The sequence below is a fragment of the Streptomyces sp. Q6 genome (assembly GCF_036967205.1).
Taxonomy (GTDB): domain Bacteria; phylum Actinomycetota; class Actinomycetes; order Streptomycetales; family Streptomycetaceae; genus Streptomyces; species Streptomyces citrinus.
This window is the reverse complement of sequence record NZ_CP146022.1, coordinates 5,318,095-5,333,340: the sequence shown is the minus strand read 5'-3', so window position 1 is coordinate 5,333,340 and position 15,246 is coordinate 5,318,095. Positions and strand designations below refer to the sequence as shown.

The following is a 15,246-nucleotide window of genomic DNA, read 5'->3' as shown; positions in this document are numbered from 1 at the left end:
GCGCAGCCGTATTCGCGCCACTACCCTACGAGTCAGTAGCCCCACCCCCAGCGTTCGTCGAATCAGGCAGGGAGCCGCATCCCGATGTCCGAGTTGGAAGATCCCCAGAAGACTCAGCAGTCTGCGCGTGCCGATATCCACACCACCGCGGGCAAGATCGAGGATCTGCGGCGCCGGATCGACGAGGCGACCCATGCGGGGTCGGCCCGTGCGGTCGAGAAGCAGCACGCCAAGGGCAAGTTGACGGCGCGTGAGCGGATCGAGCTGCTGCTCGACGAGGGCTCCTTCGTGGAGCTCGACGAGTTCGCCCGCCACCGCTCCACCGACTTCGGCCTCGATGCCAACAAGCCGTACGGCGACGGGGTGGTGACCGGCTACGGCACGGTCGACGACCGGCCGGTCGCCGTGTTCTCGCAGGACTTCACCGTCTTCGGCGGGGCGCTCGGCGAGGTGTTCGGGCAGAAGATCATGAAGGTGATGGACTTCGCGCTGAAGACCGGCTGCCCGGTCATCGGCATCAACGACTCCGGCGGCGCCCGCATCCAGGAGGGTGTGATGGCCCTGGGGATGTACGGCGAGATCTTCCGCCGCAACACCCACGCGTCGGGCGTCATCCCGCAGATCAGCCTGGTCGTCGGGCCGTGCGCGGGCGGCGCGGTGTACTCGCCGGCGATCACCGACTTCACGGTGATGGTCGACCAGACCTCGCACATGTTCATCACCGGTCCGGACGTCATCAAGACGGTCACCGGTGAGGACGTCGGCTTCGAGGAGCTGGGCGGGGCGCGCACCCACAACTCGGCCTCGGGCGTGGCGCACCACATGGCGGGTGACGAGAAGGACGCCATCGAGTACGTCAAGTCGCTGCTGTCGTACCTGCCGTCGAACAACCTGAGCGAGGCGCCGGCCTTCCCCGAGGAGGCGGACCTGGCGCTCACGGACGAGGACCGCGAGCTCGACACGCTGATCCCGGACAGTGCGAACCAGCCGTACGACATGCACACGGTGATCGAACACGTCCTGGACGACGCGGAGTTCTTCGAGACGCAGTCGCTGTTCGCGCCGAACATCCTCACCGGGTTCGGCCGGGTCGAGGGGCGTGCGGTGGGCATCGTCGCCAACCAGCCGATGCAGTTCGCCGGCTGTCTGGACATCGACGCCTCGGAGAAGGCCGCCCGGTTCGTGCGGACCTGCGACGCGTTCAACGTGCCGGTGCTGACCTTCGTCGACGTGCCGGGCTTCCTGCCGGGCGTGGAGCAGGAGCACACCGGCATCATCCGGCGCGGCGCCAAGCTGATCTACGCGTACGCGGAGGCGACGGTCCCGCTGATCACGATCATCACGCGCAAGGCGTTCGGCGGCGCGTACGACGTGATGGGCTCCAAGCACCTGGGCGCCGACCTCAACCTGGCCTGGCCGACCGCGCAGATCGCGGTGATGGGCGCGCAGGGCGCGGTCAACATCCTGCACCGCAAGACGATCGCGGCGGCCGAGGCCGCGGGAGACGTCGAGGCCACCCGTGCCCGGCTGATCCAGGAGTACGAGGACACCCTCCTGAACCCGTACACGGCGGCCGAGCGCGGCTACATCGACGCGGTCGTGATGCCGTCCGACACCCGCGCCCACGTCGTACGGGGCCTGCGCCAGCTGCGCACCAAGCGGGAGTCCCTGCCGCCGAAGAAGCACGGCAACATCCCCCTCTAGGAGACCCGCCGATGATGATCAAGGTCGTACGGGGCAACCCGACCCCCGAGGAGCTGGCCGCCGCACTGGCGGTGGTCCAGGCCCGCGCCGCCGCGGTGTCCGGTGCCCCGGCCGCGGTGGCGGAGCGGGACGCGTGGGCCGACCCGTCGAGGATCGCCCGCAACCGCCTCCCGGCCCCGGGCCCCACCAGCTGGACCCGGTCCTGCTGGCCGGCGTAGTCCGTCCGCACCGGGGCGTTTGAGTACGCGTACTCAGGCGCCCCGGCCGTGTGCGCCGCAGTATCGAAGTGTGCTGTGGTCAGACCCCGAGGACGAGCCCCCCGAGGAGCTTCGCGAGGCGCAGGAGATGCTGCGCCGCGCGGGCCTCGTGGTGGCTCTGGCGATGTTCGTCGCGATGGTGCTGCTGGGCTTGCTGTGAGGGGCGAGCCTCACCCGGCCCCCCCGGTGCCCGTCTTCTATAACCTTGCGCCCATGACAGCTCGCCGCCTCATCCTCGCTTCCCAGTCCCCCGCCCGGCTCGGCCTGCTGCGGCAGTCCGGGTTCGCCCCCGAGGTGATCGTCAGCGGCGTCGACGAGGACGCCGTCACCGCCCCCACCCCCGCCGAACTGGCCCTCGCCCTCGCCGAGGCCAAGGCCTCCGTGGTCGCCGCGCGCCCCGAGGCGCACGGCGCCGTCGTCATCGGCTGCGACTCCGTGCTCGACCTCGACGGCGAGGCGCTCGGCAAGCCCGCCGACGCCGAGGAGGCGACCGCCCGCTGGAAGGCGATGCGCGGCCGCGCGGGGACCCTTCAGACCGGGCACTGCGTCTACGACACGGACAGCGGCCGGTACGTCTCCGGGACGGCCTCCACCGTCGTCCGGTTCGGCGAGCCGAGCGACGCGGAGATCGCCGCGTACGTCGCGACCGGTGAGCCCCTCCACGTAGCGGGCGCGTTCACGCTCGACGGGCGCTCGGCCCCGTTCATCGACGGCATCGACGGCGACCACGGCAACGTGATCGGGCTCTCGCTGCCGCTGCTGCGCCGCCTCCTCGCCCAACTGGGCATCGGGATCACGGAGTTGTGGGCTCCGGCGAGCTAGGAGCAACCGCGGGCGGGGACGGGGGCTGCTCCCCGTTCTCGTACCGGTCGTACGCCACGAGCGTCAGCACGATCAGGGCGAGCACGAGCATCATGAAGACGAAGGCGGCCCAGCCCACCAGGCCGATGGAGAACGCGCCGAGCAGGCCGTGCACCACGGCCGCGCTGATCAGCAGGATGCGGCCGATCCCGGCGGGCGCCCGGTCCCTGGCCGCGCTGCGGGCCAGGACGAAGGCGCACAGCGCCAGGTAGAGCCCGAACAGACCGCCGGCCACCCAGGCCCCCACGGACATCGCCCGCGGGTCGAGACCGGCCAGGGACATGTCCTGACGGTCGACGACCACGCCGAGGAACCAGTTCACGAGCACGATGCCGATCGCCTCCGCGAGGAGCACGATCGCGGCCACCCATGCCACCGGTCTGCGCGCCACCGGTCCACCCACCTTCGCCAGACGGTTACCCCGAGTACGTTCGATACATCGCGAACGCTACTAACGGGTAAACCTGGGGACAAGGGCCCCGGCGCAGGCAAAGAATCGTTGGGCCATTCGTAGGGACTCCACAAAGAATGCCGACCGCGCGCGGCACGGTCTCACAGAGACCTAGGCCACATCACCGGGCTAGGGTTGCTGCCAGGAATCCCGTGCAGCCAGGCACAACAAGGGATTTCACGTTCCGAGCGGGCCTCGAGTCACACTCCGTGTGGGCAAGCTCACCATTGGGGACGGGTCGTAAGGCCGTGTCGGCAGTCCCTAAACTCGGCTTGTTTCAAGGAGGGAGCCATCGTGCGCAAGGTGCTCATCGCCAACCGTGGCGAAATCGCTGTCCGCGTGGCCCGGGCGTGCCGGGACGCCGGGATCGCGAGCGTTGCCGTCTATGCCGATCCGGACCGGGACGCTCTGCATGTCCGCGCGGCCGACGAGGCCTTCGCGCTGGGTGGTGACACCCCCGCGACCAGCTACCTGGACATCGCCAAGGTGTTGCAGGCCGCCAAGGACTCCGGCGCGGACGCCATCCACCCCGGCTACGGATTCCTGTCGGAGAACGCCGAGTTCGCCCAAGCCGTGCTGGACGCGGATCTGATCTGGATCGGCCCGCCGCCGCAGGCCATCCGTGACCTGGGCGACAAGGTCGCCGCCCGGCACATCGCGCAGCGCGCGGGTGCCCCGCTGGTCGCCGGCACCCCCGACCCGGTCTCCGGCGCCGACGAGGTCGTCGCGTTCGCCGAGGAACACGGCCTGCCGATCGCGATCAAGGCCGCCTTCGGCGGCGGCGGTCGCGGTCTGAAGGTCGCCCGCACCCTCGACGAGGTGCCGGAGCTGTACGACTCCGCGGTCCGCGAGGCCGTCGCGGCGTTCGGCCGCGGCGAGTGCTTCGTCGAGCGCTACCTCGACAAGCCGCGCCACGTCGAGACCCAGTGCCTCGCCGACAAGTTCGGCAACGTGGTGGTCGTCTCCACCCGTGACTGCTCGCTCCAGCGCCGCCACCAGAAGCTGGTGGAGGAGGCCCCGGCGCCGTTCCTGAGCCAGGCCCAGCTGGACGAGCTGTACGCGTCGTCCAAGGCGATCCTGAAGGAGGCCGGCTACGTCGGCGCCGGCACGGTCGAGTTCCTGGTCGGCGCGGACGGCACGATCTCCTTCCTGGAGGTCAACACCCGCCTCCAGGTCGAGCACCCGGTCACCGAAGAGGTCGCCGGCATCGACCTGGTCCGCGAGATGTTCCGGATCGCCGACGGCGAGGAACTCGGTTACGGCGACCCCGAACTGCGCGGCCACTCCTTCGAGTTCCGTATCAACGGCGAGGACCCGGGCCGCGGCTTCCTGCCCGCGCCCGGCACCGTCACCAAGTTCGAGGCGCCGTCCGGCCCCGGTGTCCGGCTGGACGCCGGTGTCGAGTCCGGCAGCGTCATCGGCCCGGCCTGGGACTCGCTCCTGGCCAAGCTGATCGTCACCGGCCGCACCCGCAAGGAGGCCCTTCAGCGGGCCGCCCGCGCGCTGGCGGAGTTCGACGTCGAGGGCATGGCCACCGCCATCCCCTTCCACCGCAAGGTGGTCACCGACCCGGCGTTCGCGCCCGAACTGACCGGCTCGGACGCCCCGTTCACCATCTTCACCCGGTGGATCGAGACCGAGTTCGTCAACGACATCAAGCCGTTCGCGCCGGCCGGCACCGACGCGGACGAGGAGGACGGCGACCGCGAGACGATCGTCGTCGAGGTCGGCGGCAAGCGCCTGGAGGTCTCCCTCCCGGCCGGGATGGGCATGTCGCTGGCCCGCACCGGGCTCAGCGCGGGTGCCAAGCCCAAGCGCCGCGCCGCCAAGAAGTCCGGCCCGGCCGCCTCCGGTGACACCCTCGCCTCCCCGATGCAGGGCACGATCGTCAAGGTCGCGGTCGAGGAGGGCCAGGAGGTCAAGGAGGGCGACCTGATCGTGGTCCTGGAGGCCATGAAGATGGAGCAGCCGCTCAACGCCCACAAGGCCGGCACGATCAAGGGCCTGTCCGCCGAGGTCGGCGCCTCGCTCACGTCCGGCGCCGCGATCTGCGAGATCAAGGACTGACCGGCACCCCGCACGCACGGAGGGCCCGTCGAACCGACACCGGTTCGACGGGCCCTTCGCCGTTCCCCCTCAGCGGCTCAGCCGGACGCTCCGGTCTCCGTGGTGGCTCGCACCCAGCCGGTGCCGTTGCGCGCGATGGACAGGCCCACCGCGCCGAAGCCGACGGCCAGGGCGGCGAAGCCGACCACGGCCACGGCCTCCACACCGGTGATCCACCCGGCCACGTTGAGCGGCATCGCCACGATCACCGCCCACGCGGCCCACACCGGCACGGCACGGCTGCGCAGCAGCGCGACGCCCAGGAGGATCGACCCGATGACGTGCCCCGCGATGAACCCGATGATCGCGACGTTCAGCTGGGGCAGCGACTCGATGCCCTTCTGAAGGGTGACGAGCACCGGCTGGTCGATGCCCTTGTCGAGGCCCGCGAGGGTGACGGCGTCGGTGGACGGCGTGCCGTTGATGAGGATCACGGCACCGCCGAACAACAGCGTTCCGGCGAGGCCGAGTTTGGGCGAGCGGGCCATCGTGTAGACGCCGACGATCAGGATGGCGGCGGTGAGCAGCAGCGAGGCGGCCAGCCAGATCCACAGGTCGGCCTTCATCTGCCCGGTGTGCTCGGCGATGCCCCGCACCATTGCCTTGTCGTCCGCGTCGAGTCCGTACGGCTCGAACAGGAACGCCAGGACGAACAGGACGGGTCCCAGGAGCGTCACGACGGCCATGGTGGTGCGGGCGGGGCCGACCCGCCCGACGGCGGTTCCGGACGCGGCCGCTGGGACGTGCGCGGGCGACGGTGTGGCGGTCATGGCGTTCCCCCTGTGCCTTGATGCCTTCTGTGCCTCGATGCCTCGGCTGTCACCAGTGAAGCGGCGCCCTCCGGCCCGGACCATCCGTCAATTCTGAGGGGCGCCCGCGGCACGTCGCGGCCCACCGCCGCACTCCGCCTCACTCCCCGAGCAGCCCCAACTCCCGTCCCGTACGCAGCAGTGCGGCGGTGTGACCGGCGGCCAGCTTGCGGTGCAGGGAGGCCACGTAGCCTCGTACGGTCGTCAGGGAGATGCCCATCGCGCGGGCGGCCTCGGCCGGGGTGCGGCCCGCGTCGATGTGCTCCAGCGTGCGGTGCTCGCGCTCGGTGAGGCCGAGGCGGCGGGCGACGGCGCGGCCCGGCGCGAGGTCGTGCAGCAGCACGAGCCGTGGCACCCCGGGCACCGCGCACGGCACGACCCGCACCCGCGCGTTCCCCACCCGGAACGTGCCCGGTGCGCCGAGCCGAGGGTCGTCGCGCACGAGGGGCAGCAGTGCCTCGGCGACGCTGTCCAGGGGCTGCAGCCCGCCGTCCTCGCCCGCCGCGGCCGCCCCGTGCCCCGGGCGTCCGACGGAGTCGAGCGCGGCGGCGGCCAGGGCGAGCAGCCGCTGTCGCTCCAGGAGCAGCCGCTCGGCGGCGGCGACGCGCGGGTGGATGTAGCCGAGCAGCGCGCGCTGGTGCTCGGTGAAGTCGCTGCCGCCGCGCACCAGCGCGTAGCCGACGACGCCCGTCGGTTCGCGGCTGCTGGCGACGAGGTGGCGGCGCATGCCGAAGGGGCGGAAGTCGAGGTTGAAGCAGTGGGTGCGCTGCCACTCCAGGTCGGCGGCGGCGTCGCTGACCCGCCAGGCGCCTCCGGTCCCCGCGACGAGCATGGCCTCGGTCAGCGGGTGGTCGACGGGATGCTCGTAGATGACGGAGGGGTCGCTGTGGAAGGACTCGGCGGGCAGCGCGAGCGCCCGCACGCCCTGGCCGCGCGCGTCGAAGTGGTACCACTGTCCGCCGTCGGCGGGGATCGTCCGGAGGAGTTCGCGCACGGCGATCGCCCGCAACTCCTCGACGTCTCCCGCCTGTTCGAGTTCCCGTACGAGCTGCCGCACATCCCGTACGTCCCCGTCGCTGATGTCCATCCCGCACTCCAGGACGTTTCCCTGGGACGACGCTACTGCGGTGGCCGTCCCTCCGCACCGGGCCGGTCGGACGATCAGGCATCCTTGAAGGCCCCGCGCATGCCCAGGGAGGCCCGATGACGTCCGGTACCGAGCAGGATCGTGCCCGTCCCATGCGGGCGGACGCTCGCCGCAACTACGAGCGGCTGCTCGTCCAGGCCCGCAAGGCGTTCGCCGAGCACGGCACCGGGGCGTCCCTGGAGGACGTGGCCCGGAGCGCCGGGGTCGGTATCGGGACGTTGTACCGGCACTTCCCGAATCGGTACGCGCTGATGAGCGCCGTCTTCGAGGACGCGGTGAACGATCTGCTCGCGCGGGCGCGCGCCCTGCTCGACGCCCCGCAGCCGTGCTCGGCGCTCGTGACGTGGCTGCGCGGGATCATCACCCACGCGAGCGAGTACCGGGGGCTGTCCCGGGCGCTCATGTCGACGTCGCAGGACCCCGGTTCGGCGCTCTCGCGGTGCAGTGATCCGATCCGGGAGGCGGGTCAGGCACTGCTGTCCCGGGCCCAGGAGTCGGGCGCGGTACGCCGTGACGTCTCCATCTCGGACCTCCTGCAACTCACCAACGCGATCGCGCTGGCCGCCGAGGAGACACCGTCGGACCCGGACCTGACGGACCGCCTGCTGCGTCTCACCCTGCGGGGCATCACGGCCCCCTGACGGGCCGGGGTTCAGCGCCGCCGGAGGTCGGCGACCCGGGCCGACCGCTCGGGCGCCGCGGGGTCCAGCGTCGCCGCGCTCCTCAACGGGTGTCCCCCGCCGGGAAGTTGGGTGCGGCGCTGGCCCGGGAGCGGGACATCCCGGCGCGGTGGGCGCGCCGGGACGGAATCACCGCCCCCGGAGGAGGCCGTGCCGGGTCCGGCTCCCGCGACGGCGATCTGCACGCCCTGATCGGCCAGTGCCTGCAACTCGGTCGCGGCGCGGTCGTCGTGGGCCGGCGGCTCGTCGGTGACGAGACGCGTGATCACGTCCGTGGGCACGGTCTGGAACATGGTGTCCGTACCGAGCTTGGAGTGATCGGCGAGGACCACGACCTCGGCCGCGGCCTGCACCAGCGCCCGGTCGACGGAGGCCGACAGCATGTTGGACGTGGAGAGCCCGCGCTCGGCCGTGAGACCGCTGCCGGACAGGAACGCCCGGGAGACTCTCAGACCTTGCAGGGACTGCTCCGCCCCGCTGCCCACCAGTGCGTAGTTGGAACCGCGCAGCGTGCCACCGGTCATGACGACCTCGACGCGGTTGGCGTGAGCCAGCGCCTGGGCCACCAGGAGGGAGTTGGTGACGACGGTCAGGCCCGGCACACGCGCGAGCCGGCGGGCCAGCTCCTGCGTGGTCGTCCCCGCGCCCACCACGATGGCCTCGCCCTCTTCGACGAGACCCGCGGCGAGATCGGCGATGGCCGTCTTCTCTGCGGTCGCGAGATGTGATTTCTGCGGAAAGCCGGACTCCCGCGTGAATCCGCCCGGCAATACCGCACCGCCGTGTCGGCGGTCGAGGAGTCCTTCTGCCTCCAGTGCGCGCACGTCCCGCCGCACGGTCACTTCGGAGGTCTGGACGACGCGGGCGAGCTCCCGGAGCGATACAGCTCCATTGGCTCGCACCATTTCGAGGATCAATTGACGACGTTCTGCAGCGAACACGAAACTGACAGTAACCCCAACGACCGTCTGCTTTCAGCAGTTTGCGCCGAATTACAGGTTCTGTTCGCACAACAACCCCGGGAGTGGTATAGGCGCGACGGGGGTGCCTACCCGTCGCGCCTATGCCGACCGCATGGGCCGCAACTCACCGTGACCTGCGGGAAGTTGATCCCCGCCCGCCCTTCGCGGCGGAGCGCTCAGCTCTCCTCGGCGACCTTCCGCGCGTGCAGCTGGCGCGCCACTTCGGCGATCGAGCCCGAAAGAGAGGGGTACACGGTGAACGCGTTCGCGATCTGTTCCACCGTCAGATTGTTGTCGACCGCGATCGAGATGGGATGGATCAGTTCCGAAGCGCGCGGCGCGACGACCACGCCGCCGACCACGATCCCCGTACCCGGGCGGCAGAAGATCTTGACGAAGCCGTCCCGGATGCCCTGCATCTTCGCGCGCGGGTTGCGCAGCAGCGGCAGCTTCACGACGCGGGCGTCGAACGTGCCGGAGTCGACGTCGGCCTGCGAGACGCCGACGGTGGCGATCTCGGGGTCGGTGAAGACGTTCGACGAGACCGTCTTCAGGTTGAGCGGCGCCACCGCGTCGCCCAGGAAGTGGTACATCGCGATGCGGCCCTGCATCGCCGCGACGGAGGCGAGGGCGAAGACGCCGGTCACGTCTCCGGCCGCGTACACACCGGGAGCGGTCGTCCGGGAGACCTTGTCGGTCCAGATGTGCCCGGACTCCTTCACCTTGACGCCGGCGCCCTCGAGGCCGAGGCCCTCGCTGTTGGGGATCGCGCCGACCGCCATGAGGCAGTGCGTGCCGGAGATGACCCGGCCGTCGTTCAGGGTGACCTCGACGCGGTCGCCGACGCGCTTGGCGGAGGCGGCGCGGGAGCGGGCCATGACGTTCATGCCGCGGCGCCGGAAGACGTCCTCCAGGACGGCGGCGGCGTCCGGGTCCTCGCCGGGCAGCACCCGGTCGCGGGACGAGACGAGGGTGACCTTGGAGCCGAGCGCCTGGTAGGCGCCCGCGAACTCGGCGCCCGTGACACCGGAGCCGACCACGATGAGCTCCTCGGGGAGCTCCTCCATGTCGTACACCTGCGTCCAGTTGAAGATGCGCTCGCCGTCGGGCTGCGCGTCCGGGACCTCGCGCGGGTGGCCGCCGGTCGCGATCAGGACGGCGTCGGCGACGAGGGTCTCCTCGGTGCCGTCGGCCGCGCTGACGATCACCTTGCGGGAGCCGTCGAGGTCCTGCTGGCCGTCGAGGCGGCCGCGGCCGCGCAGCACGCGGGCGCCCGCGCGGGTGACGGAGGCGGTGATGTCGTGGGACTGGGCGAGCGCGAGGCGCTTCACGCGGCGGTTGACCTTGCCGAGGTCGACGCCGACGACGCGGGCCGGGGAGTCCGGGTCGGGGGTGTCGTCCTCGACGATGATGCCGAGCTCCTCGTAGGAGGAGTCGAAGGTGGTCATCACCTCGGCCGTGGCGATCAGGGTCTTCGACGGCACGCAGTCGGTGAGCACCGACGCCCCGCCCAGACCGTCGCAGTCGACGACGGTCACCTCCGCGCCGAGCGAGGCGGCCACCAGTGCCGCCTCGTATCCGCCTGGTCCGCCACCGATGATCACGATCCGAGTCACATGCCCCATTGTCCCGCACGCTTCAAGCCCGCACCGAGCCGGGGCCCCCGTCCGGGTGCCGTGCGGACGTATCCCCTCTTAAGAGGGGTGATTCGGTTACGGAGGAGACGTGTGAGCCGTCTGACGTACCCTCGGTCTCATGTCGCTCTACGCCGCGTACGCCGGCAATCTCGACCCGCGGCTCATGACGCGCCGCGCTCCGCACTCGCCGCTGCGCGCGACGGGCTGGCTGAACGGCTGGCGGCTGACGTTCGGGGGCGAGCACATGGGCTGGGAAGGCGCGCTCGCCACCGTCGTGGAGGCGCCCCGGTCGCAGGTCTTCGTCGCGCTCTTCGACATCGCGCCCATGGACGAGGAGTCGATGGACCGCTGGGAGGGTGTCGGGCTCGACATCTACCGGCGGATGCGGGTCCGCGTCGACACCCTGGAGGGCGAGGAGCCCGCCTGGGTGTACGTACTGAACGGATACGAGGGCGGTCTCCCCTCGGCGCGGTACCTGGGCGAGATCGCCGACGCGGCGGAATCGGCGGGCGCGCCGCACGACTACGTGATGGAACTCCGCAAGCGCCCCTGCTGAGAGGTCCTCCGCGTCCCGCGTCGGCCCTGCGGCTCCGCGGGCGGCGCAGCGCTCTCGTCGGAAACGACAAGACAACGATCGCAATCCCGTGAGCCTTGTCATCTACGCGCGTAGGACGTGACCGGCTACCCTCAACCGCGTGAACGCATCTGTGACTCCGGACCACCTCAAGGGCGACCCCTACGCCGCCGCCGACGCCGCCGCCGCGCGCCTGCGCGAGCTGACGGGCGCCGAGACCCACGACGTCGCCCTCGTGATGGGCTCCGGCTGGGCGCCCGCCGCCGAGGCGCTCGGCGCGCCCGCCGCCGAGTTCCCCTTCACCGAGCTGCCCGGCTTCACCGGCGCGGCGGTGGCGGGCCACGGCGGCAAGGTGCGCTCGTACCAGGTCGGGGAGAAGCGCGCCCTGGTCTTCCTGGGCCGCACCCACTACTACGAGGGCCGCGGTGTCGCCTCGGTCGCGCACGGCGTGCGCACCGCCGCCGCCGCGGGCTGCAAGACCATCGTCCTGACGAACGGCTGCGGCGGTCTGCGCCAGGGCATGCGTCCGGGCCAGCCGGTCCTCATCTCCGACCACATCAACCTGACGGCGACGTCGCCGATCGTCGGCGCGAACTTCGTCGACCTCACCGACCTGTACTCGCCGCGTCTGCGCACGCTGTGCCAGGAGATCGACCCGACGCTGGAAGAGGGCGTCTACGCCCAGTTCCCCGGCCCGCACTACGAGACCCCGGCCGAGGTCCGCATGGCCGGCATCCTCGGCGCCGACCTGGTCGGCATGTCCACCACCCTGGAGGCCATCGCGGCCCGCGAGGCGGGCGCGGAGGTCCTCGGCATCTCCCTGGTGACGAACCTGGCCGCGGGCCTGTCCGGCGAGCCGCTCAACCACGAGGAAGTCCTCCAGGCCGGCCGCGACTCCGCCGTCCGCATGGGTGAGCTGCTGACCCAGGTCCTCGCCAAGATCTGATCCCCCACGTCCGAACGCCCGACGTCCGAAGGAATACGAACCGTGACCGCATCTGGCAGCGAACTGCTCGACCGGGCGAAGACCTGGCTGGCCGAGGACCCCGACGCCGAGACCCGCGAGGAGCTGGCGAAGCTCATCGAGGCCGGCGACCTGGAGGCCATCGGCGAGCGTTTCTCGGGGACGTTGCAGTTCGGCACGGCGGGCCTGCGCGGCGAGCTGGGCGCGGGCCCGATGCGGATGAACCGCGCGGTCGTCATCCGCGCGGCCGCGGGCCTCGCCGCGTACCTGAAGGCGAAGGGCCGGCATCAGGGGAGCGAGCGCGAAGCGCTCTCGGGCACGGGCGGTCTCGTCGTCATCGGGTACGACGCGCGGCACAAGTCCGCGGACTTCGCCCGGGACACGGCGGCGGTCATGGTGGGTGCCGGGCTGCGCGCCGTGGTGCTCCCCCGCCCGCTGCCGACGCCCGTCCTCGCTTTCGCCGTACGACACCTGGGCGCGGTGGCCGGTGTCGAGGTCACGGCCTCGCACAACCCGCCGCGGGACAACGGCTACAAGGTGTACCTGGGCGACGGCTCGCAGATCGTGCCGCCCGCCGACGCGGAGATCGCCGCCGAGATCGACGCGGTGGTCTCGCTGCACGACGTGCCCCGCCCGGACAGCGGCTGGGAGATCCTCGGCGACGAGGTCCTGGAGGCGTACCTGGCGCGTACGGACGCGGTCCTGGCCCCCGGGTCCGCCCGCACCGCCCGCGTCGTCTACACGGCGATGCACGGCGTCGGCAAGGACACCCTGCTCGCCGCGTTCGCCCGCGCGGGCTTCCCCGAGCCGGTGCTCGTGCCCGAGCAGGCCGAGCCCGACCCGGACTTCCCGACGGTCGCGTTCCCGAACCCGGAGGAGCCGGGCGCGATGGACCTGTCGTTCGCGACGGCCCGTACCGCGCGGCCGGACCTGATCATCGCCAACGACCCGGACGCGGACCGCTGCGCGGTGGCGGTCGCGGACGGCCCGGACGCGGACGACTGGCGCATGCTGCGCGGCGACGAGGTCGGCGCGCTGCTGGCCGCCCACCTCGTCGAGCGGGGCGTCAGCGGTGTGTTCGCGGAGTCGATCGTGTCGTCGTCGCTGCTCGGCCGGATCGCCGAGGCCGCGTCGCTCCCGTACGAGGAGACGCTGACCGGCTTCAAGTGGATCGCCCGCGTCGAAGGGCTGCGCTACGGCTACGAGGAGGCGCTCGGCTACTGCGTCGACCCCGAGGGCGTGCGCGACAAGGACGGCATCACGGCCGCGCTCCTCGTGACCGAGCTGGCGAGCGGGCTCAAGGAGCGGGGCCGCACGCTCCTGGACGCGCTCGACGACCTGGCGCTCGCCCACGGGCTGCACGCCACGGACCAGCTGAGCGTGCGCGTCGAGGACCTGACGGTCATCGCGGACGCCATGCGCCGTCTGCGCGAGCAGCCCCCGGCCCGTCTGGCGAATCTCGCCGTGACGAAGGCGGAGGACCTGACGGAGGGTGCGAACGGACTGCCCCCGACGGACGGGCTGCGCTACACGCTGGACGGCGCGCGGGTCATCGTCCGCCCGTCCGGCACGGAGCCCAAGCTGAAGTGCTACCTGGAGGTCGTCGTGCCGGTCGCGGACCGCGCGGGCTGCCCGCGGCGCGCGCGACGGCGGCGGAGCGGCTCGCGGAGCTCAAGCGGGACCTGGCGGCGGCCGCCGGGATCTGAGGGCTGGTGCCGCCGGTGCCCTCGCAGGCGCCCGGCGGGCACTCCAACGGGTGATTTCTGCGGGTCAGTTGACGCAAGGCGGGGCGACAAGGGCGGGGTGCGACGGGAACGTTGCCCCCGCCCTCTTCGCCTCTCAGACTCCCAGGAGCCGCCGACGTGCCCCCGACCGCCACCGAGGCCCCTCTCCTCCCCCCGGCCCGGCGCAGCCGCCCCACCACGTCACTGACCTTCGGCGGGGTCCGCTCCCGCGTCGCCCGCTCGCTGCGGCAGGCGGCTCCCGCGCTGCTCGCGTACACGGCGGTCCGCGTCTTCGCGCTGCTCGTGCTCGGCGTGTGGGCGCACAAGGAGGGCCACGGCATCTGGCCGACGCTCGCCGCCGACTGGGACTCGAAGTGGTACCTGGGCATCGCCGACCACGGCTACGAGCGCACCCTGGGCACCGAGTACGACGCCAACAACCTGGCGTTCTTCCCGCTGTACCCGTACCTCGTGAAGGGCTTCGCGGTGGTGACGCCGGGCTCGCGGGCGAGCGTCGGGCTGGTCCTCGCCGTGGTCTGCTCGTTCGCGGCGGCGTGGGGCGTCTTCGCGGTCGGCAACCGGCTGCACGGCCGCCGCGTCGGCATCCTCCTGACCTTCCTGTGGGCGTGCCTGCCGGTCGGCCTGGTCGAGTGGATGGGCTACACCGAGTCGCTGTTCACGGCGTTCGCGGCGTGGTCCCTGTACGCGGTCCTGACGGGCCGGTGGGTGTGGGCCGGGACCCTGGCGGCGCTGTCGGGGCTGACCCGGCCGACCGGCATCGCGCTCGCGGCGGCGGTGAGCCTGTGCGGGCTGATCGCGCTGCGCCGCCGCTTCTCCCCGCGGGTCCTCGCGGGCACGCTGCTCGCCCCGCTGGGCTGGCTCGCGTACGTGGGGTGGGTCGGGCTGCGGCTCGGCCGCTGGGACGGCTATTTCGCCGTGCAGAAGCTCTGGCACAACGAGCTGGACGGCGGGGTCGAGACGCTGCGCCGGATGCGGGAGTTCCTCGCGTACGACTCGACGCCCGAGCTCTTCCTGGTGATCGTGACGGCGACGCTGCTGGCCTCGGTGGTGCTGTGGGGGCTCTCGGTCTGGGACCGTCAGCCGCTGCCGCTGCTGGTCTTCACCGGTGTGCTGCTCGCGATCGTGCTCGGCAGCGGCGGCGTCTACTTCTCGCGGGCCCGCTTCCTGCTGCCCGCGTTCCCGCTGCTGCTTCCGGTGGCGCTGGTGATGGCGCGGGCGTCGCGGCGCTTCCTGGTGCTCGGGGTGACGAGCGCGGTGCTGTGCGCGGCGTACTGCGGGGCGTACATGGTGCTGGTCTGGCCGAGCGCTCCCTGAGGGAGCGCTCGGCGCGCGCGGTCGGTCCTGGCGGC

General features: G+C 71.9%; 14 protein-coding genes and 1 pseudogene. 10 read left to right on the top strand and 5 right to left on the bottom strand.

The window, feature by feature from the left end; genetic code table 11:
* Window positions 1-84: 84 nt before the first annotated feature.
* The 4 genes from V2W30_RS24900 to V2W30_RS24885 all read left to right on the top strand — a co-directional run bounded on the left by V2W30_RS24900 (window position 85) and on the right by V2W30_RS24885 (window position 2,783).
* A complete protein-coding gene (locus V2W30_RS24900; protein ID WP_338699898.1) occupies window positions 85-1,704 on the top strand; it encodes an acyl-CoA carboxylase subunit beta in 1,620 nt (539 codons plus the stop codon).
* A gap of 11 nt (window positions 1,705-1,715) precedes the next feature.
* Window positions 1,716-1,922 carry an acyl-CoA carboxylase subunit epsilon gene (locus V2W30_RS24895; RefSeq protein ID WP_338699896.1) on the top strand — a complete coding sequence of 69 codons (207 nt, stop codon included), beginning with the start codon at window positions 1,716-1,718 and terminating at the stop codon, window positions 1,920-1,922.
* 70 nt (window positions 1,923-1,992) lie between these two features.
* Window positions 1,993-2,121: a morphogenic membrane protein MmpB gene (mmpB, locus tag V2W30_RS24890; RefSeq protein WP_338699894.1), complete on the top strand. Its 129-nt coding sequence runs from the start codon at window positions 1,993-1,995 to the stop codon at window positions 2,119-2,121.
* A 53-nt stretch (window positions 2,122-2,174) separates the two neighbouring features.
* Complete coding sequence (locus V2W30_RS24885; RefSeq protein ID WP_338699892.1) at window positions 2,175-2,783, top strand: nucleoside triphosphate pyrophosphatase; 609 nt, start codon at window positions 2,175-2,177, stop codon at window positions 2,781-2,783.
* Here the strand turns inward: V2W30_RS24885 and V2W30_RS24880 are convergent.
* Window positions 2,755-3,213 (bottom strand): hypothetical protein, encoded by a 459-nt coding sequence (locus V2W30_RS24880; RefSeq protein ID WP_338699890.1) that lies wholly within the window; start codon window positions 3,211-3,213, stop codon window positions 2,755-2,757. The genes V2W30_RS24885 and V2W30_RS24880 overlap by 29 nt on opposite strands.
* A 354-nt stretch (window positions 3,214-3,567) precedes the next feature.
* On the opposite strand from V2W30_RS24880, the gene V2W30_RS24875 reads away from it, so the two are divergent.
* Window positions 3,568-5,340 (top strand): acetyl/propionyl/methylcrotonyl-CoA carboxylase subunit alpha, encoded by a 1,773-nt coding sequence (locus tag V2W30_RS24875; RefSeq protein ID WP_338699888.1) that lies wholly within the window; start codon window positions 3,568-3,570, stop codon window positions 5,338-5,340.
* A gap of 77 nt (window positions 5,341-5,417) precedes the next feature.
* Here the strand turns inward: V2W30_RS24875 and V2W30_RS24870 are convergent, their stop codons facing one another.
* Window positions 5,418-6,149 carry a DUF4386 family protein gene (locus tag V2W30_RS24870; RefSeq protein WP_338699886.1) on the bottom strand — a complete coding sequence of 244 codons (732 nt, stop codon included), beginning with the start codon at window positions 6,147-6,149 and terminating at the stop codon, window positions 5,418-5,420.
* 139 nt (window positions 6,150-6,288) lie between these two features.
* Window positions 6,289-7,275 carry a helix-turn-helix transcriptional regulator gene (locus V2W30_RS24865; protein WP_338699884.1) on the bottom strand — a complete coding sequence of 329 codons (987 nt, stop codon included), beginning with the start codon at window positions 7,273-7,275 and terminating at the stop codon, window positions 6,289-6,291.
* 116 nt (window positions 7,276-7,391) lie between these two features.
* Between V2W30_RS24865 and V2W30_RS24860 the strand changes: the two genes are divergently transcribed.
* Complete coding sequence (locus tag V2W30_RS24860) at window positions 7,392-7,976, top strand: TetR/AcrR family transcriptional regulator (RefSeq protein WP_338699882.1); 585 nt, start codon at window positions 7,392-7,394, stop codon at window positions 7,974-7,976.
* A gap of 11 nt (window positions 7,977-7,987) precedes the next feature.
* Here V2W30_RS24860 and V2W30_RS24855 read toward each other — a convergent pair whose 3' ends face one another.
* Together V2W30_RS24855 and V2W30_RS24850 are read right to left on the bottom strand one after the other, a co-directional pair.
* Window positions 7,988-8,956 carry a DeoR/GlpR family DNA-binding transcription regulator gene (locus V2W30_RS24855; protein ID WP_338699880.1) on the bottom strand — a complete coding sequence of 323 codons (969 nt, stop codon included), beginning with the start codon at window positions 8,954-8,956 and terminating at the stop codon, window positions 7,988-7,990.
* A 197-nt stretch (window positions 8,957-9,153) separates the two neighbouring features.
* Window positions 9,154-10,602: an NAD(P)H-quinone dehydrogenase gene (locus V2W30_RS24850; RefSeq protein WP_338699878.1), complete on the bottom strand. Its 1,449-nt coding sequence runs from the start codon at window positions 10,600-10,602 to the stop codon at window positions 9,154-9,156.
* A gap of 130 nt (window positions 10,603-10,732) precedes the next feature.
* Here V2W30_RS24850 and V2W30_RS24845 point away from each other — a divergent pair, with 130 nt between their 5' ends.
* The 4 genes and pseudogenes from V2W30_RS24845 to V2W30_RS24830 all read left to right on the top strand — a co-directional run bounded on the left by V2W30_RS24845 (window position 10,733) and on the right by V2W30_RS24830 (window position 15,211).
* On the top strand, window positions 10,733-11,170 hold the full coding sequence (locus V2W30_RS24845) for a gamma-glutamylcyclotransferase (RefSeq protein ID WP_338699876.1): 438 nt from the start codon (window positions 10,733-10,735) through the stop codon (window positions 11,168-11,170).
* 139 nt (window positions 11,171-11,309) lie between these two features.
* A complete protein-coding gene (locus tag V2W30_RS24840) occupies window positions 11,310-12,134 on the top strand; it encodes a purine-nucleoside phosphorylase (RefSeq protein WP_338699874.1) in 825 nt (274 codons plus the stop codon).
* Window positions 12,135-12,176: 42 nt separating this feature from the next.
* A pseudogene (locus tag V2W30_RS24835) lies at window positions 12,177-13,858 on the top strand (phospho-sugar mutase).
* Window positions 13,859-14,014: 156 nt separating this feature from the next.
* Complete coding sequence (locus V2W30_RS24830) at window positions 14,015-15,211, top strand: hypothetical protein (protein WP_338699872.1); 1,197 nt, start codon at window positions 14,015-14,017, stop codon at window positions 15,209-15,211.
* Window positions 15,212-15,246 lie beyond the last annotated feature (35 nt).

Excerpts from the sequence above, each read along its gene's own strand:
- V2W30_RS24870 (WP_338699886.1), bottom strand. The coding sequence starts at position 6,149 with ATGACCGCCACACCGTCGCCCGCGCACGTCCCAGCGGCCGCGTCCGGA.
- V2W30_RS24845 (WP_338699876.1), top strand. The coding sequence starts at position 10,733 with ATGTCGCTCTACGCCGCGTACGCCGGCAATCTCGACCCGCGGCTCATG.
- V2W30_RS24895 (WP_338699896.1), top strand. The coding sequence starts at position 1,716 with ATGATGATCAAGGTCGTACGGGGCAACCCGACCCCCGAGGAGCTGGCC.
- V2W30_RS24885 (WP_338699892.1), top strand. The coding sequence starts at position 2,175 with ATGACAGCTCGCCGCCTCATCCTCGCTTCCCAGTCCCCCGCCCGGCTC.
- V2W30_RS24900 (WP_338699898.1), top strand. The coding sequence starts at position 85 with ATGTCCGAGTTGGAAGATCCCCAGAAGACTCAGCAGTCTGCGCGTGCC.
- V2W30_RS24850 (WP_338699878.1), bottom strand. The coding sequence starts at position 10,602 with ATGGGGCATGTGACTCGGATCGTGATCATCGGTGGCGGACCAGGCGGA.
- V2W30_RS24865 (WP_338699884.1), bottom strand. The coding sequence starts at position 7,275 with ATGGACATCAGCGACGGGGACGTACGGGATGTGCGGCAGCTCGTACGG.
- V2W30_RS24860 (WP_338699882.1), top strand. The coding sequence starts at position 7,392 with ATGACGTCCGGTACCGAGCAGGATCGTGCCCGTCCCATGCGGGCGGAC.